This is a genomic window from Kitasatospora sp. GAS204B (assembly GCF_029892155.1).
GTDB lineage: Bacteria > Actinomycetota > Actinomycetes > Streptomycetales > Streptomycetaceae > Kitasatospora.
The window spans coordinates 84936-105106 of record NZ_JARZAG010000014.1 but is presented as its reverse complement, the minus strand read 5'-3'; the positions used below and the strand labels follow the sequence as shown (position 1 = coordinate 105106).

At 67.8% G+C, this 20171-nt stretch carries 17 protein-coding genes; 6 read left to right on the top strand and 11 right to left on the bottom strand.

The window, feature by feature from the left end; translation table 11 throughout:
• Positions 1–156: 156 nt before the first annotated feature.
• Positions 157–1170 carry a DUF3048 domain-containing protein gene (locus tag P3T41_RS20455; protein WP_280691407.1) on the bottom strand — a complete coding sequence of 338 codons (1014 nt, stop codon included), beginning with the start codon at positions 1168–1170 and terminating at the stop codon, positions 157–159.
• 805 nt (positions 1171–1975) lie between these two features.
• Between P3T41_RS20455 and P3T41_RS20450 the strand changes: the two genes are divergently transcribed.
• Both P3T41_RS20450 and P3T41_RS20445 read left to right on the top strand, forming a co-directional pair.
• Entirely contained in the window at positions 1976–2917 is a 942-nt protein-coding gene (locus tag P3T41_RS20450) for an ATP-binding cassette domain-containing protein (protein WP_280691406.1), read from the top strand.
• Positions 2914–3762, top strand: a complete 849-nt coding sequence (locus P3T41_RS20445; RefSeq protein ID WP_280691405.1) for an ABC transporter permease — start codon at positions 2914–2916, stop codon at positions 3760–3762. The genes P3T41_RS20450 and P3T41_RS20445 overlap by 4 nt, the downstream gene beginning before the upstream one ends.
• Positions 3763–3772: 10 nt before the next feature.
• On the opposite strand, the gene P3T41_RS20440 is transcribed toward P3T41_RS20445, so the two are convergent.
• Together P3T41_RS20440 and P3T41_RS20435 are read right to left on the bottom strand one after the other, a co-directional pair.
• Positions 3773–4510: a GAF and ANTAR domain-containing protein gene (locus P3T41_RS20440; protein ID WP_280691404.1), complete on the bottom strand. Its 738-nt coding sequence runs from the start codon at positions 4508–4510 to the stop codon at positions 3773–3775.
• A 63-nt stretch (positions 4511–4573) separates the two neighbouring features.
• Entirely contained in the window at positions 4574–5302 is a 729-nt protein-coding gene (locus P3T41_RS20435) for a GAF and ANTAR domain-containing protein (protein WP_280691403.1), read from the bottom strand.
• Positions 5303–5593: 291 nt separating this feature from the next.
• Between P3T41_RS20435 and P3T41_RS20430 the strand changes: the two genes are divergently transcribed.
• Entirely contained in the window at positions 5594–6412 is an 819-nt protein-coding gene (locus P3T41_RS20430) for a hypothetical protein (protein ID WP_280691402.1), read from the top strand.
• Between the two features lie 50 nt (positions 6413–6462).
• Here P3T41_RS20430 and P3T41_RS20425 read toward each other — a convergent pair whose 3' ends face one another.
• Complete coding sequence (locus P3T41_RS20425; protein WP_280691401.1) at positions 6463–6732, bottom strand: hypothetical protein; 270 nt, start codon at positions 6730–6732, stop codon at positions 6463–6465.
• A gap of 106 nt (positions 6733–6838) precedes the next feature.
• Positions 6839–8245 carry a glutamate decarboxylase gene (locus P3T41_RS20420; RefSeq protein ID WP_280691400.1) on the bottom strand — a complete coding sequence of 469 codons (1407 nt, stop codon included), beginning with the start codon at positions 8243–8245 and terminating at the stop codon, positions 6839–6841.
• A gap of 1268 nt (positions 8246–9513) precedes the next feature.
• On the opposite strand from P3T41_RS20420, the gene P3T41_RS20415 reads away from it, so the two are divergent.
• Together P3T41_RS20415 and P3T41_RS20410 are read left to right on the top strand one after the other, a co-directional pair.
• Complete coding sequence (locus P3T41_RS20415; protein ID WP_348533677.1) at positions 9514–10575, top strand: AI-2E family transporter; 1062 nt, start codon at positions 9514–9516, stop codon at positions 10573–10575.
• Between the two features lie 152 nt (positions 10576–10727).
• Entirely contained in the window at positions 10728–11228 is a 501-nt protein-coding gene (locus P3T41_RS20410; protein WP_280691399.1) for a hypothetical protein, read from the top strand.
• 7 nt (positions 11229–11235) lie between these two features.
• On the opposite strand, the gene P3T41_RS20405 is transcribed toward P3T41_RS20410, so the two are convergent.
• The 3 genes from P3T41_RS20405 to P3T41_RS20395 form a co-directional block, all read right to left on the bottom strand.
• Complete coding sequence (locus P3T41_RS20405) at positions 11236–12195, bottom strand: family 16 glycosylhydrolase (protein ID WP_280691398.1); 960 nt, start codon at positions 12193–12195, stop codon at positions 11236–11238.
• Positions 12196–12910: 715 nt separating this feature from the next.
• Positions 12911–13939 carry a hypothetical protein gene (locus P3T41_RS20400; RefSeq protein WP_280691397.1) on the bottom strand — a complete coding sequence of 343 codons (1029 nt, stop codon included), beginning with the start codon at positions 13937–13939 and terminating at the stop codon, positions 12911–12913.
• Between the two features lie 274 nt (positions 13940–14213).
• Positions 14214–15506, bottom strand: coding sequence for an amidohydrolase (locus P3T41_RS20395; protein ID WP_280691396.1), 1293 nt, complete (start codon positions 15504–15506; stop codon positions 14214–14216).
• Between the two features lie 236 nt (positions 15507–15742).
• Here P3T41_RS20395 and P3T41_RS20390 point away from each other — a divergent pair, with 236 nt between their 5' ends.
• Positions 15743–15931 carry a thiazolylpeptide-type bacteriocin gene (locus P3T41_RS20390; RefSeq protein WP_280691395.1) on the top strand — a complete coding sequence of 63 codons (189 nt, stop codon included), beginning with the start codon at positions 15743–15745 and terminating at the stop codon, positions 15929–15931.
• Between the two features lie 87 nt (positions 15932–16018).
• Here the strand turns inward: P3T41_RS20390 and P3T41_RS20385 are convergent, their stop codons facing one another.
• From P3T41_RS20385 to P3T41_RS20375, 3 genes are all read right to left on the bottom strand, one after another.
• Positions 16019–17989 (bottom strand): TOMM precursor leader peptide-binding protein, encoded by a 1971-nt coding sequence (locus P3T41_RS20385; protein ID WP_280691394.1) that lies wholly within the window; start codon positions 17987–17989, stop codon positions 16019–16021.
• A 526-nt stretch (positions 17990–18515) separates the two neighbouring features.
• A complete protein-coding gene (locus P3T41_RS20380; protein ID WP_280691393.1) occupies positions 18516–19268 on the bottom strand; it encodes an ABC transporter permease in 753 nt (250 codons plus the stop codon).
• A complete protein-coding gene (locus P3T41_RS20375) occupies positions 19265–20140 on the bottom strand; it encodes an ABC transporter ATP-binding protein (RefSeq protein WP_348533676.1) in 876 nt (291 codons plus the stop codon). Before P3T41_RS20375 ends, P3T41_RS20380 begins: the two co-directional genes overlap by 4 nt.
• Positions 20141–20171: the final 31 nt, after the last annotated feature.

The following is a 20171-nucleotide window of genomic DNA, read 5'->3' as shown; positions in this document are numbered from 1 at the left end:
CAGATCCCGGGTGAACGCAATTTAGCAATTATACGTGGGATTGCAATGACCGGTCGACCCTCGGCGACGCTGATGCGGAAAATGCAATGGCGTGGGAGCAGCTGGAATTGCCGCTTTCCTCTGCCGTCTTCGGGAAGGCGAGGCCGGGATGGAGATCTATTGCGGGTCGAGGACGATCCACACCTGGCCGGGGTGGAACCTCATGGCCCCGCCCTGGTAGGTGAAGGTGGTGCCGCTGCCGGCGTCGGTGCGCGACCAGGACCCTTGGTAGGCCTTCCCATCGCGCAGGAACACCGCATCGCCGCTGCCGATGGTCGGCGCGTACGGCGAGGGGACTCCGGGGGAGTCCATGAATCCTCTGGGCGATGTCGTCTCCGCTACCTTCTGGATCACGATCGTCGCAGCTCCGATCGGCCCCTCGTCCGTGGTGTCGGCGGGCGTGCCGTCCATCGCCACCAGGTACTTGCCCTGCTCGGCGGACCACGTGAAGGTGAAGGAGGCGGAGGGCATCGTTGCCGTGTAGGAATCCGTCGGGTCGCCGCCGTCGGGTGCGTCGCCGAACCGGAAGCCCACGTCCTGCGCGGGGGCCGAGCCGGGAAAATCACGCAGGATGTCCGAGGGCGTGGTGTATAGGTTGGAGGGCGGTGCGTTGGACGTTCCTCGGAAGAAGGAGCCGTCCTGGTCCGGGGAGCAGTTGAACACGTTGGCGTCGGCCAGCACCGGCAGGAACTTGCTCAGCGCACCCGAGTACACGAAGTCGACCTTCCCGTACTGCTGGAGGATCGGCAGGTCGCTCTCCCGGGCGCTGCGTACGGGGCCGATAGCGTCGCCTTGGGGCAGGTGGTTCGAGTCGTAGATCGCCAGGAATCGGGACAGGCCCCCCTCGACCTCGATCGCGTAGACCACGTCTGCGGAGTTCACCCCGGTCTGGGGCCGCGCGGTGACGATGTTGTCGATCTTGACGGCGAGGATGCGACCCGCGGCGCCGGGAAGGCCGGTCAGCGGCGAGATGGGACCCTGGGGCCCCCGTGCCGGGGAGGCGACGGACGACGGAGTCGTATGCGCTGTCGGCCTGGGCGGGGAAGGCACCGGCGTGGGGGATGCGGGCGCCGTAGTCGGAGTTGGGGGAGTGGGGATGGCGGGCGGACGAGATGTGGCTGGTGGCCGCATGGTCGTTGCAGGCGCCGGCACCTGTATGGAGGCGGGGCTGGGCCTGGCCGAGGCCAAGGGGGCGAAGAGCCCGGCGTTGGCCGCTGTTGCGGCAAGGAGTCCGGCGAGGGCGCATGAAGGGATGGCGACAGCGGCCACCTTGGCGGTCGGCGAGGAAGCCCTCCACCGCGCGCGTAATCGTTCAACTGGTCGCATGGACACGAGAATTCCTCCGCATCTGCTCGGGTCTTCCTGCTGGCAGTGTCCCAGAGACAGTTGGATCCTGCGGAGCCCCAGGCATCAAGCCCCAAGCTCGACGGCCGCGGTGGGAAGGTTCACGCCCAGTACCTGGGGCCGGAAGCAGACACCTCCGCTCGCCCCGTGAAGCGCCGCAGGAGCGGCAGGGACATTCCCCCATTCGGTGGATGCTCTCGCTGAAGCGCCCCGCGGGGCCCTGAGTGTGAGGTCGTGGGTCAGTGTGGGTGGGGAGTGCAGGTCGCATGGTTGCCCGTACTTCTACGGACGCGGCGCTCGCGTGGCCAGAGCGAGCATGGGTGCGAGGTGAGGCGGTGGCCTTCGGTGTCGGCCACCCTTAGCCCTTGGCAGGGGGCGATGCACACTGGCGAGTCCTTGGGTGGTGACATCGCAGGTGGATGGCTCAGGGCCGGGCTCATCTTGGCGGCGGCCGGGCGGGGCTTCTGGCCGCCGCGCCGCCCTCCTGCCAACGGTGCACCGACAGGGAACACCGCCACAGCAGTTGGGCCAACGCCACAACCGCGGCCAAGAGAGCTCACAGGCAAGAGCCGCCTCAGACAAGGACGAGCCGATGATCGAAGCGCGTCAACTGACCAAGCTCTACGGGGACAAGACAGCGGTCGACCACTTGGACTTCACGATCCGCCCGGGCACGGTCACCGGATTTCTTGGCCCCAACGGTGCCGGCAAGTCCACGACCATGCGTCTGATCGTGGGCCTGGACACCCCCACCAGCGGTACCGTCACCGTCAACGGCCGCCGCTACGCCCAGCACACCGCGCCCTTGCAGGAGGTCGGCACGCTGCTGGAAGCCACATCGGTCCATCCCGGACGCTCCGCCTACAACCACCTGATGGCCCAGGCCTACACTCACGGCATCCCGCGCCGGCGGGTGGAGGAGGTCATCGAGCTGACCGGGCTCCAGGCGGTGGCGAGGAAACGCGCCGGTGCCTTCTCCCTTGGCATGGGCCAGCGCCTGGGCATCGCCGCGGCGCTGCTCGGCGATCCGGCCACACTCATGCTCGACGAGCCTGTCAACGGCCTCGATCCCGAAGGTGTCCTGTGGATCCGCAACCTGCTCACCGCCCTGGCGGCCGAAGGCCGCACCATCTTCATCTCCTCGCACCTGATGAGCGAGATGGCCCAGGTCGCCGACCACCTCGTGATCATCGGCAGGGGAAAGCTGCTCGCGGACACCACCGTCCACGACCTGGTCCACCGAGTCGGCGGCGACACTGTGAAGGTCGCCTGCGCCGACCCCGCCCGGCTGCGCGAGCTCCTGGGTCCCGACGTCCAGGTTGCCGCCGGGCCCGGCCCCGAGGACCTGCAGGTGACCGGCGTGTCAGCGCGCTCCATCGGGCTGGCGGCGGCCGCGGCGGGAATCGCCTTGTTCGAGCTCACCACCACCGCGCTTCCCCTGGAGGCGGTGTTCCTGGACCTCACCCGGGAGACCGTCGAGTACCACGGCTCCGTCTCCCTGGGCGAGAGCGCAGTCGAGAGGACCGGAGCATGACTCCCGCTGCCCAAACCCCCGCCCCCCGCGCGACCTTCGCCAGGCCCGCGCGCCCCGTGTACCGCGTGACCGCACGGCGGGTCCTGCGCTCGGAGTGGGCCAAGCTCTGGTCCCTGCGCTCCACCTGGATCACTCTGGGCCTGGCGGCGCTCTTCGTGGTGGCCTTTGGCCTGATCGCATCGTTCCGATACAAAACCATGATCGATTCGGGGCGCGGAGTGGACCTGGAGTTTGCGGACGCCACCGCGGTCAGCCTCTCCGCGTTTGGGACCGCCCCCGGCCTGCTGGCCGTCGGCGTCCTTGGCGTCCTGGTCACCGGGGGCGAATACTCCACCGGCATGATCCGCTCGACACTGACCGCGGTCCCCCGCCGCCTGCCAGTGCTGTGGTCCAAAGTCGCGGTCTACGGCCTGGTGGCCTTCACCGTGGGCACAGGTGCCGTCTTCATCACGTTCGTGTTCGCCAGCGCCATCGTCTCCTCCACCCCCGCAGCGCTTTCGCTCTCCAGCGCCGGCGTCGTGCGCAGCCTGCTGGGGGCAGGGCTCTACCTCGCCCTGGTCGGTGTCATCGGCACCGCGCTGGGGGCACTGCTGCGCTCGATCGCCGGCGGTATCGCCATGCTGGTCGGCGTGATGATGCTGGTGCCGGGACTGGCGCTGCTGCTGCCGACGTCCTGGCACAACGACATCGGACCGTTTCTGCCCAGCAACGCCGGAGCGTCGATGTTCGCTGTGGACCGCCAACCGCACACCCTGTCACCTGGGATCGGCCTCGCCGTGATCGTCGGTTGGACCGCGCTGGTGCTGGCCGCGGCCGCCTACCGGCTGGTGCGAAGCGATGCCTGACCAGGAGCGCTCACCCGTGGCCGTGGGCTTGTGAGGCCAGCACATGGACGTCCACGGAGCCCAGCAGCAGGGCCTGGGCGACTTCGGTGAGCCCCCGGCCGGTTTCGTGGGCGTGCCGTCGGATCCCAGAGAAGGCCTCATCCATATCCAGGCCGCCGGCCTCGGCCAGCATCCCTTTCGCCCGTTCGATCGCCGACCTGCTCTGCAGGGCCCGGGTGATGCGCTCTGCGACGGTGCGACGTCCCGGCGCCTGGTCCTGAAGCACCGCCAGGATCGCCAGGTCGGCAAAGATCTGAGCTGCGCTCAGGGCGTCAGGGGTAGGGGAGAGGGGAGCGCTGCTGAACAGGCTCAGGACGCCGACCGTCGCCTGCCGCACGCGAAGTGGCAGTGCCCGCACGGATGTGTAGCCGGCCAGCCGGGCATGCGGCGCGAATCGGGGCCAGCGCGTGCCGGCGCCGGTGAGATCAGTCTCGCCCACCGCCCGGCCCTCGCGCACACACTCCACGCAAGGCCCTTCATTCCAGCTGAGTTGTGCACTTCCGAGCTGCCGCACGCCCTCGTCCGAATAGGCGAGGTCGCGCAGCGAGCCTCGCGAGTCGGCGATCACCAGGCCGGCACCGTCTGCCACGCCGAGGATGATGCAGTACTCGGTGATCCGGTGCAGCAGATCGGCCAGGTCGTAGTCCCCGATCAGCGATTCGGTAAGGCTCGCGTACGCCTCGTTCAGCTCTGCCTGGCCGCGGCTCATGGCACTTCTCCTTGTCCGATGCCCGCAACACCGCGCCGTTCATACCTTAGCTCTCGCGCGCCATCAGTCCTCGCTGAAGCGTAGCCGTCTGGCGATCACGTCACGGGCGACCGCCGTCATCGGCCGACCCTGGGCGAAAGCGTGACCACGGAGCCTGGACAGCGCGACATCGGCCGGGGCGCGCAGTTGCACCATGACCATGCCGATCGCCTGATCCACCTCGATGCCGTCCACGTCGAGTTGCTCGAGCCACGACGGTAGGCGATCCGCAGCGCCCTCGGCACCGACCTCACCATGAAACGAGGCGATCAGCGCCAGCCGGATCGCGTCTAACGCCACACCCACCCGAGTCATCGCCGCCGGCTCAAGGTGCCCAGGACGGGACCGGTAGACCGTCAGCATGCCCAAAGGCAGCTCACCGATCCGCAAGGGGAAGGAGAAGACTCCGCGGACGGGGCCCAGCCCGTGCGCCGTCGACGACAGAACAGGCCACCGCTCCCCCTCCGGCCCGGTCAGATCACCGACTGGCACAGGCTGGCCCGTGGCGAACGCGTCCAGGGCCGGGCCCTCGCCCAAGGTGTGCTGGAGCTCCTCCAGTTCCGCAGCTGTGTTGTCGCTCGCATAGGAGACCGCTCGGTACTTCGGATCCCCCATCAAGGTCATCGCCGCGCCGTGGACCTCCAGGGCCTCGACGCAAGCCAGGCACAGCAGCTGCGGCAGCCTGCTGGAGTCATGGCCCGCCTCCTGCACCGCCTGGGCCATGAGCTGCGCCACTCGGGCCAGATCATGCATGCGATCGCCCCGTCCTACCGCTCGCGGATGCTCTGCCCTGGAGCCGCACGGGGAATGCTAACGCGGCTGACGGCAGGTCACCTACCGTTGCCGCTACGTACGTCGCCCCTGCGGGTCCCAGGGGATCCGTGCCGTCCTGCCGCCGGTGCACTGGTCCACCAGTGCGGGGCGCTCCCGGCGCACCGCTACCTGGTGGGCAGCTGCTGCCCTTCCTCGGACCGGCCCGAAGATCGCCAGCCCGCTTTCGGAATCGGCTCGTTGGATAGAATGTGATCGAGGGAAGGGGCAGCCGTGGCCGATAACGCGCAATCGAGAATGCCTGAGGGCCAAGAGCTGCCGGACAATACCATGCACCCCGCTCAGCCCTGCGGTACCGACGAGGCCTCCACAAGTCGTCGTCTGGCGGAGGCGCTGACCGAGCGTCATCATGTGGCGCGTGCTACTGGCTACCTGGCCGAGTATCTTGGCTCCACGCTCCCCATGGCGCGGGAGGCGCTCAGCCGTGCTGCCGACGCACGCATAACCGAGCCTCGTGAGCTGGCTGAGCTGATTTTGCCGCCGTCGGGTTCTTCGGTGTGCGAGACGACAGCTCTTGATGGCGCCGCCGCACTGCTCCACGTCCTGGACGAGCACATCCGGCAACTCGAGACCGGTCTCGTTGGCCAGGTCACGACGATGGCTTCCAAAGACTGGGCCGTACAGCACCTGGAGCACCTCGACCATTGCGTTGTCCTGCGACGACGTCTGAGCGGCAGCTTTGCCAGGCAGGCGTACACCTGCCTGGCAAAGGTCCTAGGCGATACGGGAGAGGCCGGAAACGAGGCAGGAGGACCGTTTTGGCGCACGCCTCCGGCGGTTCGCACGGGCTGTTCCCGCGCCGACGGCCTCCTGGATGCCGCGCGTCGTGATGTCCTGCGCGCCGTGCGCGCCCAGGATCACCTGTCGGGCCCGACCGCGATCGCCTGTCAGCAGGAGGCCGACGACGAAGTCGAGTTGGAGGAGCTGGCATGGCAACTGCCCGCGCGGTTACGCGCTTACGGAGACACCGTCCGTGCTGTCCTGCGCGAGCGCTCGGTCCGGTCGGCGCAGCCAGCCACGCGGCACTGCTGACCTCTGCTGAGATACGCGCACCGTTCCACGCCGCACTGGTCCGGCCGCCGTCAACCCGGGGGATCGTCCACTGTGCTGCCGCCCGGCTCGGTTTCGTCCTCGGGCTCCGTGCCGCGCATGCGGCGCATGCTGCGCAGGCTGGCGGCCAGGGACAGCTTGGCGGGAACTGCTTGCCCACGGCTGCTTCGCAGCCGGCGGTGGCGCCGCGCCCAGGACGACCAGTCGCTCGCGTCCGCCAGCGATGCAGCCAACGTCTGGATGACGAGGATGACGATTTCATGGTACCGGTCGGAGCGATGTGGCCGAGTGGTGTTTTTCACGGGTCTGATGCGTGTGCCGAATCCAGGCAAAGGTCCTCCAGTCCATGTGGCGCCCTCGGGCCGGGCGGCTCTTGGAGAATGCGGCCTTCCACCACTGGCTCGACGGTCAGTGGTGGAAGGCCGGCGACTGCTCCGTGGTTGTGGGCGGTGAGGGATGCGGGTGCTTGAGCAGCGTCGAGGTGTGAAGACGCAGATGTTCGACGAGCATCTCGGCAAGGTCGGTCGTGAAGCCATGGCGCACCACGATGCGGCAGATGGGCAGCTCCTCCCGGCCGAGGTGGAGCGGATACGCGGGGATCTGCCAGCCGTTGGCGCGCAGCCTGTCGGTGAGGTCGTAGACGCTGAAGTTCGTGATGTCTTCGCGCAGGGTGAAAGCGACGACGGGAAGGTCGCTCCCGTCGGAGAGCAGTTCGAAGGCGCTCATGGCGTCGATCTCACGGGCGAGGTACCGCGCGACGTCCTGGCAGTTCTGCTGGATCATGCGGTAGCCGTTGTGCCCCAGACGCAGCAGGTTGTAGTACTGCGCGGCGATGGGTGCCCCGGAACGGGAGAAGTTGAGGGTGAAGGTCTCGAGCTCCCCGCCCAGGTAGTTGACCCGGAAGACCAGGTCATCGGGAAGGTGCAGGCTGTCGCGCCAGATCATCCATCCGATGTTGGGATACACCAGGCCGTACTTGTGCCCCGATGTGTTGATCGACCCCACCCGCGGAAGGCGGAAGTCCCATAGGGTGTCGGGCTGCAGGAAGGGGGCGACGAATCCCCCGGACGCCCCGTCCACGTGAATGGGGATGTTGAGCCCGGTCTCCGCCTGCAGCATGTCGAGTCTTGCGGCGATCTCCGCGATGGGGTCGTAGCGGCCGTCCTCGGTGGAGCCCATGACGGCGACGACACCGATGGTGTTGGAATCGCAAGCCTCCGCGACCAGATCAGGGTCCAGAGTGGTGCGGTTGCGGCTCATCGGGATCACACGGTGCTTGACGTCCCAGTAACGGCAGAACTTCGGCCAGCAGACATGGACATTGCCGCCGGTGACGAGATTGGGCCGCTCAACGCCCGGCGCACCGCCGTGCGCCCCCATTCGCTGGCGCCAGCGCCACTTGAGGGCCAGGCCGGCCAGCATGGCTGCCTCACTGGAACCAGCCGTGGAGCAGCCGGTGGCCTCCGGTCGCGCATGCCACAGATGGGCGAGGATGTTCACACAGCGGTGCTCGAGTTCAGTGGTCTGCGGATACTCATCCTTGTCGATCATGTTGCGATCGATGCAATCGGCCATCAGCTCACGGGCCTGTGGTTCCATCCAACTGGTGCAGAACGTGGCCAGGTTCTGGCGAGCGTTGCCGTCCAGGAGCAGTTCGTCACGGATCACCGCCAAGGCGGTGTCGGGCGGCATCGGATGCTGGCCGAGCTGATACCGCGGAACCACGGTGGAGTCCAGGGTCTGCGCGTACAGGGGCCGTACACACAGCTCCTGCTCGACGTCTTCGTCATCGACCTTGCGGTGGAGTACTGACATTTGTGACCTGCCTTCTGAGCGGACCGTGCCGTACGAGAGGGCGGCGCACCATGCACCTCCGGCAGTCCCGGGGCAGATGGGCCTGGGACGCCACACCTTCGATGTCTGAGAAGAAGGGGGAGGACGCTGGTCGTGATGCGGTATCGGCCAGCCTGTTCGAACGAGGCCTAGCAGGCCACGCCGCCACAGGCCGCATCGAACTGGGCGAGTCGGTGGACCGCCACGGACCGACCGCAACGCTGACACTGCTGCGCACACCTGGAGCGCGGCAGAACCTCCCAGTTGGCCGGCGGGCTGACACCAGCGGGCTGACCCCCGGCACCTTTCGGCCGCCGAGAGCACACACCCCCCGGCAGGAGACGCAAGGAAGGAGCCCGCGTCACCGGGTCCTATGCTCAACACTCCTGCCCCGGCGTCGTCTGGCGAACCGGACCTTCCTGGGCTGGCACCACGGGCAGGAATGGACCTTCACGGTCATGGGCCACGTGCTGTGAGCCCTCGAGGTCGATCTCACCGTGGGCAGGATTCGGCTCACGGGCCTTGATATCTTCGCTTTCCGCATGTTCAGATCCAGGCTTCTGCTCTTTCGCCCGCGATAGCTCGCTCCTCCCCTCGCTTGCGGGCCGTTCGCCCAGCTGTGGGACATCCAGCGGACGGCCCGTGCCCGTGTACCAGCACATGCCGAATATCTGGCCGAAGCAACGGCCCAACTACCGAAAGCGCTGCGTAGGTTGGCCCGTGAGCTCGTTCCCTGATGCGGTCGGGCGCGACCGGGAGCAGCCAACTGGGGGATCTGGAGCGTCACGTCGTGCAGCCACCGCCCTCCTCAAGGTCAGCCGGTCTCGCCGCTGGCTAGCCCTCCGGCGTTGGACGCATTTGGAGGGTCGTCGGACGCCTTCCGGGCCGTGCCCTTGTGGGCGCTGGGTCGCGGTTCGGAAGGGGTTCGGGGGGCTGCGAGCGGGGCGCCCTCGCGTGCGTGGGTGCCCCGGAGCCACCAGCCGTAGTTCTGATTCGTGGTCCGCGCGAATCCATCGGCACCGCGTGTTGTGAGCGCAGAAACGAGAGGAGAACGGTGGCGAACCCGCGGCCACAACCGGGCGGACAGCGTGGTGCTAGGTACTGGAGGTTCACCGGTGGATGATGGCCTGCGGCCCGATGGCCGTGGTCGCGCGCCACGGCGACCCCCACGAGTACGCGGGGCTCACTTCGCTGCATCGAGCCGACGAATCGTGCTCGGCCCAGGCCGGCACCCTGACGCGCTACCAGTCGTGCCTGGGTTGGCGCTGGCGGCGGGGTACGCGTGGCGCCTGCTGGTCATCAGTCTGTGCGGCTATGTCGCACTTGTGATCCTGGAACGCCTGCAGCTCATCGCGATCGCCCTGTTTCTGGCCCTCGTCGTGACCTCCGTCTTGCGCCCCGCGGCTGAACTCGTGGCGCGGGTGTTGCCTCGCGGGGTGGCGGTGTCGATCACCGTCCTGGGCGCGCTGCTGCTTCTGGTGGGCCTCCTGAGCCTGGTAGGCGAGGCGGTGATGGGCGAATCGGCCACGCTGAAGAGCCAGTTCCACGACGGCCTGATCCATGTCGAGCATTGGCTGGAGGGAACTCCGCTCCACCTCAGGTCGGCCAAGCTCACGAACCTGCAGGGCAGGATCGGGTCCTTCCTGTCCACGCACCGCTCCGCACTCATCAGCACGGCCCTGAACGGGGCAGGCCACCTGGTGGTGGTGGTCGCGGTAGCTGCGCTGGCGCTGTTCTGCTCGATCTTCTTCATCCACTCGGGGGACAGCATGTGGCACTGGCTGCGGCGGCAACTGCCCCGCAGCGCCCGCTCACGATGGGACCGCGCCGGTCACGCGGCTTGGCGTACGTTCGCCGGCTACACCCGCGGGATCGTGATCGTCGCCGCCAGCAACGCAGTCCTGGTCGGCATCGCCCTGGTCGTGCTGCGCGTGCCGCTGGCCCTGCCGCTGACGCTACTGGAGTTCTTCGCCACGCTGGTGCCCCTGGTCGGCTCGCCCATCGCGATGGGCATCGCATCGGTGGTGGCACTGGCGGCCCGCGGTCCTCTCACTGCTCTGGTCATCTTGGTGCTCATCGTGGTCATCGGGCAGGTTGAGGGCCACATCCTGCATCCCTTCGTCATGGGCTGGGCGGTTCGAGTCCATCCCGTGGCGGTGGCCCTCTCGGTCACTGCCGGCGAGATCGTCGCAGGAGTGATCGGCGCCGTCGTGGCTGTGCCGATGGTGGCGGTGGCGTGGTCGGTGATCTGCGACCTGCGCGCTTCGGGGACGAAGCAGCCCGCCGCCTCGGGCACGGACGCGGTGTCGTGAGCCGCGCCGTGCTGCCGGAACGCGCATGCTCCCGCGGCAGCGCACCGGTGGTTGCGCCGGCCGAGCGTTCACCCATTCGAGCTGCTCAACCCGCTCTCCCGCCAGGACCGTGGCTTCCGGCGCTCTTCGCTGGTGCCGGGACCGCCCAAAAGGTGGCTCCCTCGAACCGAGAGGAAAAAGAGATGGCGTCGAGGTCAATGATCCGGAAGTCCCTGCTGGTGGCCTGTGCCGCGGTGACGTTGGTCGCGAGCCCTGCTTGGGCCGCCACACGCTCGCACTCCGATCTCGAAGCGCTCCCTGATGTGGTGACCGCCAAGCCTGGCGGCACCACCACGGTGCACGGGACGGTCGCCAACACCGGGCCTGACAGGACCACGTCGCCGTTCACCGTGACCGTCACCCTGCCGGCGGGCGTCACCGCTGAGGGGCCGTTCTTCCCGACCTCCTGCGTGGTCGGCTTCGCCGGGCACATGGTGCGTTGCCAGTACCCGGCCGGGCTCGGCCTGCACACTGCCACTGCGCTGGTGCCCGTGCGGATCGCTAAGAGCCTCAGGGTCTCGGTAGACCTGGTGGGCTGGGTCACAGTCACGAGCCCCGATGACTCGAATCCGAAGAACAACATGGCCACCGTGACGATCCACGTGCGGCCGTGAGCGCTGCTCAGCCGAAGACCCGGATGTAGTCGACGGAGAACGTGATCGGGCTGTTGCCCTGCGGCGCCGGGTGGTAATGCCCGGCGCTGATCGACAGGTTGAGGATGAGGTAGGCCGACCAGTTCGCCCCCACGCCCTGGCCGTCCGAGAAGACCTTCGCACCGTTGACGTACCAGTCAACTGAGGTGGCGCCGTAGTGGGTGCCGATGGTCACCCACTGGCCCGGCGCCACATCCGCCGGGTCGGAGAGGTAGCGCTGGGCGGGCAGGACGTGGTTGGTCATCTCCAGCAGGCTCGGATTGTCGGGGTGGTATTCGAAGGAGTCGACCTCGTTGTTGCCGTTCTTCCAGGTCCACAGGGCGGGCCAGGCGCCGAGGGCATTAGGCATCTGGACCCGGGTCTCCACATAGTCACCCGTCTTCACCTGGAAGCCTTCTTGGGAACCCTCTGTCGTCAGGAACCCGGTGGTCCAGGCCTGCAGTCCGTTCTCGAGGATGTGTGCGCTGGGCTGGGCAGTGAAGGTCGCCGCCCCGTTGGAGACGCTGACGTTGCTGTCGCTGAGCCAGTCGAGCTTGTCGTCATTCGGGTTGTGGTTGCCGTACTGGTACGCGCTGGTCTTGTCGCCCACCCACCGTGTGCCCCAGGCGATGGGGCCGTTGAACTCGTCGGACCAGATCAGGCTCTGCCCCGGCACGGGCGAGGCCGGGGTGGACGGTGCTGGTGGCTGCGCGGCGGCGACCTGCAGCGTCAGGGATGTCAGGTTGTGCCACTGGCCGGACTGGTCCTGGTAGAAGCCGAACTCGGTGTACGTGCCGGCCGCGAACGCGCGCGCCCCGGTCGTGATCGTTAGACCGGTTGGGCAGATCTGGACCTGGTGGGCCTCGCCAGGGAAGTCGAGATTGTCTCCGAAGGCGTCGCGGACGCCGACCCCAAGAGCCTGCGCGGTGAAGCAGGACGAGGATCTCACTGTCAGTGAGGCCGTACCGGCGACACCCGCGGTCATCGAGACAGGGCTGAGCCTGAGCTCACCCACCGTGGGAGTGCCGCCCACCGGCCAACCGATCAGGGCTGGAACGCCGAGGATCCCTGCAGTGACTGCCGCAACTGCGCGATTAGGGTAGATCATAGTGGCCCCAGGGGAGTAGCAAACTCATCCCGTTCAGTGCACACCGGCGTCCGGGAGGCAGCGTCGTGAGAACCTCGTATCTCGCTGCGGCCGACCCCACTGCCGTCCAGCAACCCACGGACATGCACGCGTGCGCCCGAGCCACGAGCAGCCCCCGCCGTTCGGGTCGTCTCAGCACCGTCCGTCGTCATGACGAATCGCGTCCGCTATCTCATCACATGAGCGTGTTCGTGGCTCGGCGATGGGTACCAGTTTCCGCGGCGCCTAGAAGAGCGGCACGCATTCCTGCCAGGACTCGCATACCCTGGCAGGCCAGCCGGTCAGGGAAAGACAGCACCTTTCCCTGACCGGCTCTCTCGCACCGACGGGTGGTTTCGCCCCCGGGCGGCGCCAGAAAGAGTATGGGCGGGAGCCGAGCGGCGCGTCGCCGAATGAACGGCCAAGCACCACCTCTCCCGCAAGGAAGTCCGAGACATCATCGGTCTCGGCAAACTCCGCTACGTCATCGGGCAGACTTCCGCCCAGCTCCACCGGAGCTGTACCGGAATACTCGGCGTCAGTTCTGGGAAGGTCCCGCATGGGAGGAGTGCGGGGGAGTGTTGTGCTGTTCATACGACGGGATACCGTTTCGCCTCGGCGACTGACCGAGGCCCGGCGATGCGGCTTGTCCAGCCAGTTTGGCCAGTTCGGCTAGGCGCAATTCGTTTTCAGCCGTTATGCCGCCTCGACTTCGGTTGGCTCGATAGTCAAGCATATCCTTCTTCTGTGCCACTGTCCCCAGTTCAGATAGTTGGCTGAACGTGTCCACTCTTCCCCTCCTGTCATTTCTCCATGCTCCGACATCCTGCGCCGTGGGTCCCTTATCGGCGGCGATGCTGGCAGTAGTGTCTTCCCGTCTAAAGTTTGTCAGATCCGCTGTGATCTTACTTTCCTCCACCCGGTGAGACGCTGCGGAGCGGTCGGCTAAAGTCTTTTTGATCTCCGGAAAAGGATCCTTTTGCAATGCCGTCAAGAAGGCATAAGAAAGGCTTCCATCGTCCCCTGCAGTCCTGATTGCCAGCTTGGTGCGCAGGCGGGTGATTCCGCCGCGCTCGGCCGTCTTTTTCGGATTCTTCTCTGCTGCGGCTGTGAGCTTTTCGTATTTTTCGTCGTATTCCTTTATTCGGCTGCTCTTGCTTCCTGGGACTCTGGCCTTCAAGTCGACATGCAGAGAGTTGAATTTCGTTGTCACGTAGTCTGCGGTCGCCTCCACTTCACTGAAGCCGTAGAAAGATTCTTTCGCGATCGGAATCCTGTTGCCCCCCTGGGTCAGATCGCGGTAGTCGGCCTTGCCTTCTATTGGCCTGCTGAAAAGTTGATCTGCGGCCTGTACGACTTTGGAGAGCAGGTTACTGTTCACTGGCACGCCCTGCTCGACGGCGGTTCGGAGGGATGTATTTGCTAGTTGAAGCTTTAAAATTTGCGTTCGCTCGTACTGGTCGCCTTTCAGATTTTCCATGCTTTGTCTGAGGATTTCTCCATCTGGCGCCGGGTACTGCTTCAAGAGTTCCCTGTTTTCTGTGATAAGCTGATCCGGCTTGGGCATTTGAGGCTCCAGGGGTCGGTATGATCGGCGCCTCGGAAGAGAACGCTCCTGAAAGAAGCCTCCGCCCGAAGTGAGAAGCCTGCTTCGGGAACAATGCCGAGACGTGTACTGAGATGGCACTTGTGGGTCTGTGCAGCCAGATCGGTGACGGGCAGGTATGTAGACGCACTGAGTTGGGGCCGTGTTGTGGGGGGTGCCTGCGGGCGCAGATGGTATTGAGTGGGATGGGGTAACGGATAACGGCACTGGGGAACGTGCCGGCGCCGTTGCCGGTTTACAGTCGGGTGGTTGCTGCCGTAATCAGGGCGGAAATGCCGGTCTGAAGGGTCAGACGCATGTGGGGGCGGAAGGCGGGGGAGTGGTTGGGGGGCAGAGCGGCTAGTTTCTCAGCCGTGCTGCGGCCGGGGGCGGCGGCCCACTGTGCTGGGCCGACCATGCCGAGCATCCAGTACGCGGTCCGGATGCCGGGCACTCCGTGGATGTCTGCTCCGGCTTCGCCGAAGAGCGGGAAGTCCTCGGTGGCCAGGGAGGGTGGCCAGAGGGCGACCCGCTCGGTACCAAAGGCGATCTGGTGGGCGCGGCGTACCGCTGTGGTGATGTCCCGCTCGGGAGTGTTCACGCCGGAGAGGGAGAGGGTCCTGATCGAAGGCTCCCGGGGACATCCCGAGGCCTGCGATTCCGCGCGGGCGATGCGCTCCACCGCCGCGACGGCCCGGTCCAGCACATGCTGGGAGAAGCCGCGCACAGTGACCCGCACGGTGGCGTGCTCGGGGATGAGATTGCCCGGGCCCGCGCTTCCCGCCTCCAGCGATCCGACCGTGACGGTCACGTGCTCCCATGGGCTGGTCTCCTGGGACACGATCGTCTGCACGCGCAGGGCTGTGGCGGCTGCGGCTCCTATCGGGTCCACGGCCAGGTGGGGGGTTGCGGCGTGCCCGCCACGGCCGTGGATCACGATCTCCAAGGTCGTGCTCGCGGCAGTCACCGGGCCCTCGGCGTGGGCGACCATTCCGGCGGGCAACGGTGCGGTGTGCTGGGCGAGGACGATCGCGGGCGGTTCGAACCGGTGGTAAAGCCCGTCCTCCAGCATGGCCCGCGCTCCCCGTAGGGTCTCCTCGGCCGGCTGGCCCACCACCAGGACGGTTCCTCGCCACTGCGCGGTGTTCTGGGCCAGGGCGCTGGCGGCGCCGGCCGCGCAGGCCAGGTGGATGTCGTGCCCGCAGGCGTGCATCACCGCCACCGTGGCACCGCCAGGTGCGGTGGCAGTCTTGGTACTGGCGTAGGGCAGGCCGGTCTGCTCCCGGACGGGAAGCGCGTCCAGTTCCGCGCGCAGCATCACCACCGGACCGGGGCCGTTGGACAGCACACCGGCCACGCCGTGGCCGCCGATTCCTGTCTCCACGCGGTAGCCCGCAGCGGTCAGCCAGCGGGCCAGCCGGGCCGCGGTGCGCTCCTCGGCACCGGAGAGTTCGGGGTTGCGGTGCAGGTCCAGGTAGAACTCGGCGGCCTGGCGCAGGATGCTGTCCTGCGGGGGGCCGCCGAATACCGGGGATAAGGACGGGGACATCGGGGACTCCTGATTCTGAGGACGGCGGGCAGGTGCGGCGCAAGCCGCCGGCCGGTGGGTGCAGGGCATCCGACCTGCGGTGTCGGTGAGACGCAGGTGGGTAGCAGGGTAAACGGCCAGCGCTGCGCCGTAGAACTGGTCGGGCAGGCGGAGCACGGCGCCTCCCGAGCGCCGTGCTCCGCCTGACGGGCGGCCGCCGTGGCTGCTCGTTGGCCCAGCGCAAAAGGAGAGACGCCATGGCCGTGCCCGACAGCCCCGCGCACCCCCTCGCCTCCCTGGCCCAGGAGATCCTGGACCTGGAGTCGGAGACCTTCGAGATCAGCGACTACTCGGACGCCAGTGAGGTCATGCTGGGTTCGTCCACCAGCTGCTCCAGCACCAGCACGTGCTCCAGCACCACCAGCACCACCAGTTGCTGCGCCTGATCTGGTTGGGGGCCGGCTGCCTTGCTGCTCGTCATCGGACGGCAAGGCAGCCGGCCCCAAACCGCGGGCTCTCGGCGGTTGCGGCCATCAGGGGAAGGGATGCGGGACCCAGCGCAGTTCCTGACCTCGACCTCGCGGGAGCAGCCCGCCGCGCCGAAGCGCAGTGTGAAGCCGCGGCATGTGCAGGGCCCGCTGGCGTGACCAGCCGAAGTCGATCGGCAGGAGCCCGGGGACCAGGGTGCAGACGGTGCGCAGTCCCAACTGCCGCTGCTCGGGCGTGCTCTGGTCGATGGCAATGACATCGAATCCGGCCTGGACCAGTTCGTCGCGGCAGAACAGCAGGTCGTCGAGCAGGTTGTGCGAGCGCGGCCGCGCCTGCTGCCAGCCGTTGTAGAGAGCGCTGAGCGGGCGCACAGCGACCGGGTTCAGATAGCTTTCGGCGTGCCGAGCCATCTGGGGCAGGCCGAACAGAGCCGCGTGGTCGGGCAGGCGGCGTACCAGGGTGTAGTCCTCGGCCATGGCGGCCAGTTCGTCAGGGCGCTCGTTGACCTGACGGGGCAGGTGGGGCAGGTAGGTAAGGATCTCGCACAGCGCCGACTCGACGGCGGCTTCGGGGTCGAAACCGGCGCCTGCCGCGAAGGCCAGGGTGCCCGGCCCGTTGTCGCGTCGTACCGCCAGTGCGGTGACGACAGGGACGCGGAGATCCACCCGATTGTCGAACGCGTGGACGGCGTAGCCCTGTAGGGCGGCGCGTGCGGTCATGGACCGCACCGCGGGACTCGCGCATGACGCGAGATCGATCTCGATGAGCTGGGCGTTGCCGTACCAGCCGAGCAGGAACGCGTCACGTTCGATCAGTTCGAGCAGGCCGAAGAGGATCGCCTCCTCCAGGCAGCTGCCGGTGGCGCAGCCGTTGGAGCAGGCGAAGATGAAGTTGTCGGCCGCGGTGCCGGCGCCGTAGTGGCACAGGCGGGCCGGGACCAGGATTGGCCGGTCATCGCGCAGCGAGTGGCCTTGCACCCAGGGGATTGGCGTTCGGGGGTCGAAGGGGCTCAGCATCGGGTCGTCCCGGTAAGTCTGGGCCGGATAGAGACCGCAGTCGCGGGGATCCAGTGCGCCGGGGGCCAGGTTCTCGTAGGAGTCCACCAGCAGGCCTGTGGGGTGGCGGCGGTGCACACCGGCATAGCGCTCCAAGCCTTCCAGGAAGGCCAGGGCCCGGCTCGTGCCGAAGGAGTTGGCCTGGCCGCTCCAGGTCACGTCGTTGAGGCCGGCGCTGCCGCGCACGAAGACGCTGCCGGCCACCGGGGCGGTGGTCGGTGAGGTGATGTCGGCCCAGGTGCCGGTGCCGAGCACACCACAGACGGGGTTGGCCAGCGCCGCCACCGGCAGCTCGTAGGATTCGGGCGGGCGCAGCCGGTAGCGGTCGAGGGCGGGTTTGGCGCGGGCGGCCAGTACCAGGGGCGGTTGGGGTGAGGGCACGCCGGGCGGGGCGCAGTGCGGGCACAGCGGTTCGGCCAGTAACGGCACCGTGTCGATCTGGAGGGTCTCCAGGTCGATGCGCGATACGCGCGGCAGGTGGATGTCGCCAGTGCCGTGCGCGCTGCTGGGGTGCTGGGTGGGGCGGGTGGTGTCGGCGCCGGCGGTGAGCTGGTACAGGGACCAGACGCTGTCCATGAGGTGGTCGCTGAGCGGCGGCCAGTTGATGTTCACCGCAGTGGGGGCGCCACCGGTCTCCAGCGCCTCGCGTTCGGTGCGGCTGCGCAACCGCTGCCAGCGCATGGCCAGGCACAGTCCGCAGGCCGCCGCGGCCTGCGGGCCTGCGCCCCAGGGGCCGATCAGGACGGCTTGCGCGGTTAGGTGGATGGTGGCCCGGGTCTGCGGCCGGTTGCCGAGGCTCTGGGCGCCGCTGAGCAGGTTGGTGGTCCCCAGGGTGGCGACACGGGGCGGGCGGGTGCCGGCGGTGGCGGCTTGTCGGGCCAGGTGGCGCTCCAGGCATTGCCGGGCCGCTTCCAGGGGTAGTGAGTCCGCTAGCTGGGCGGGTGGGGCGGTAGTGGTCACGTGAGTCCTTTCGTGGATGCCCCTGGCTTCAGCCGGGGGAGGAAATGAACTCCCGCGATGGGGGTAAGGCGGACTGCTGGCCCTGGGTGATCAGCTGGTGGATCGTGCTGCACCGCTGGAAGTGGAAGGACGTCCGTCGACGCTTCACCGACCACAACGGCCGGTGGCTCAGACCGTCGGTGGACGGGATCGAACTGTTTGACCTCCAGGCGGTGACGGCCACCCGTTACCGCTACCGAGGGAACACAATGTCCCATCCTTGGAGCCTCCTTAACCACGTTTGAACGGCAGAGCCGTGGAGAGCCCGGTGCGGTGAGAGCCGCACGCCAGGGTTCGGCGAGTGGCACGGAGAGACGGACCGGTGGCAACACCGGCACCGCGCTCCGTGCCGACTCAACAGACCTCGACGGAGCACTCCGGGCGGGCGGTCGTCGGTGAAGCAGGAAGTTGTCCCAGCGCCGCGCTCACGCGCAGCGGCTCGGCCGCGAGGCTGAGGGGAATCCCCCTCGTCCACGAGGGGAGGAAGTCAAGGCCGGTTGCTCCAGCGGAAGAACCGGGCGGCCGTCAAGGCGAACAGGACTGCGAAGACGCTCAGCGCGGCGCAGGCCAGGAGCGGGCCGGCGGAGCCGTGGCGCCCGCCGAAGGCGTCGGTCAGCCCCTCGTCGAAGTAGCGCAGCGGCAGCACCTGGGAAACGGTCCGCAGCCAGCCCGGCATCAGGTCGATGGGGTAGAAGGCTCCGGAGAGGAAGGCCATCGGGATCATCACGCAGTTAGCGGTGGCGGCCACCGCCTCCGGTGTGTCCGCCAGGCAGCCCACCAACAGGCCCAGCGCGGCGAAGGAGGTGATCCCGAAGAGCAGGACCGGCAGCGCCAAGGGCCAGGAGGAGGCGATGTGCAGGCCGAACACGGGCAGCAGGGCGACGGTGGTGAACAGCGCGGCCTGCAGGAGGCCGGTGAGCAGGGCCACCGCGTAGCGGGAGGTGAGGACGGCCATGAGCGGGGTGGGGGTGCGCCGGATGAGCCGCAGCAGGTCGTCACGGCGCCAGTGCATCAGGGTGAAGGCGACGCCGAACACGGTCGCGTTGCCGATGCCCCAGGCGAGCACGCCCGGGGCGGTGTAGTTGATGTAGGCCATCGCGCCGTTGACGGACTGGCCGCGAAAGAGGAGCCCGAAGACGACGAGGAACAGCAGCGGGAAGGCGAAGGTGAAGAAGACCGAGGTTCGGTCACGAAAGTAGGCCACGGCGGCGGCCCGGGCCATGGCGGTGTAGGGACTCATGGTTGGCGCTCCGTTGCGGTCAGGTGCAGGTAGGCGTCCTCGAGGGTCGGGTTGCGGGTGCGCACGAGGGCCAGGTCGAGCGTGGCGGCGAGGGCGAGGAACACCTTGCTGATCTGCCTGGTCTCGATCATCACTTCGCCGTCCTGGAAGTCGGCCTTGTCAATGCCTTCCAGAGCGCGGGCCTGCTCGAGTGACAGCAGGCGGGCGGGGACAAACAGCTGCGTCGGTGCACCCATGGACCGGATCAGGTTGGCGGGGCTGTCCATGGCGATCAGCCTGCCGTGTTCGAGGATGGCCACCCGATCGCACAACAGCTCGGCCTCGTCCATGTGGTGGGTGGTGCAGATGATCGTCAGACCTTTGCGGCGCAGCGTGAGCAGCAGGCCCCAGAGCTCGTGCCGGGCCTGGGGGTCGAGGGCGGCAGTCGGTTCGTCGAGGAACACCAGGCTGGGTCCGTGGACGAGCGCTCCGGCCACGGCGAGTCGTTGCCGCTGCCCTCCTGACAGCGTGTCGACCCGGCTACGGGCCTTGTGCGACAGACCGACCAGCTCCAGGGCGAGCTGGGCCGCGGCGCGGTCCAGGCCGTAGAGAGCGGCGACGGTCTCCAGGTGCTCGCCGGCGGTCAGGCGGGTGAAGAAGGACGACGCCTGGCTCTGGACGCCCAGGCGGCGCAGCAGGGCGGTGTTGCGGGGCCATGAGCGCTGGCCCAGGACGGTGACGGTGCCGCTGTCCGGCTGGCGCAGCCCTTCCGCGATCTCGACCAGGGTGGTCTTGCCGGCGCCGTTGGGACCCAGGACCGCGAAGAACTCGCCCCGGCCGACAGTCAAGGACACCTGGTCCAGTGCCTGCACCGCCCCGTATCGCTTGCTCACGTTCCTGAACTCCACGGCGGGATCCGTGGTG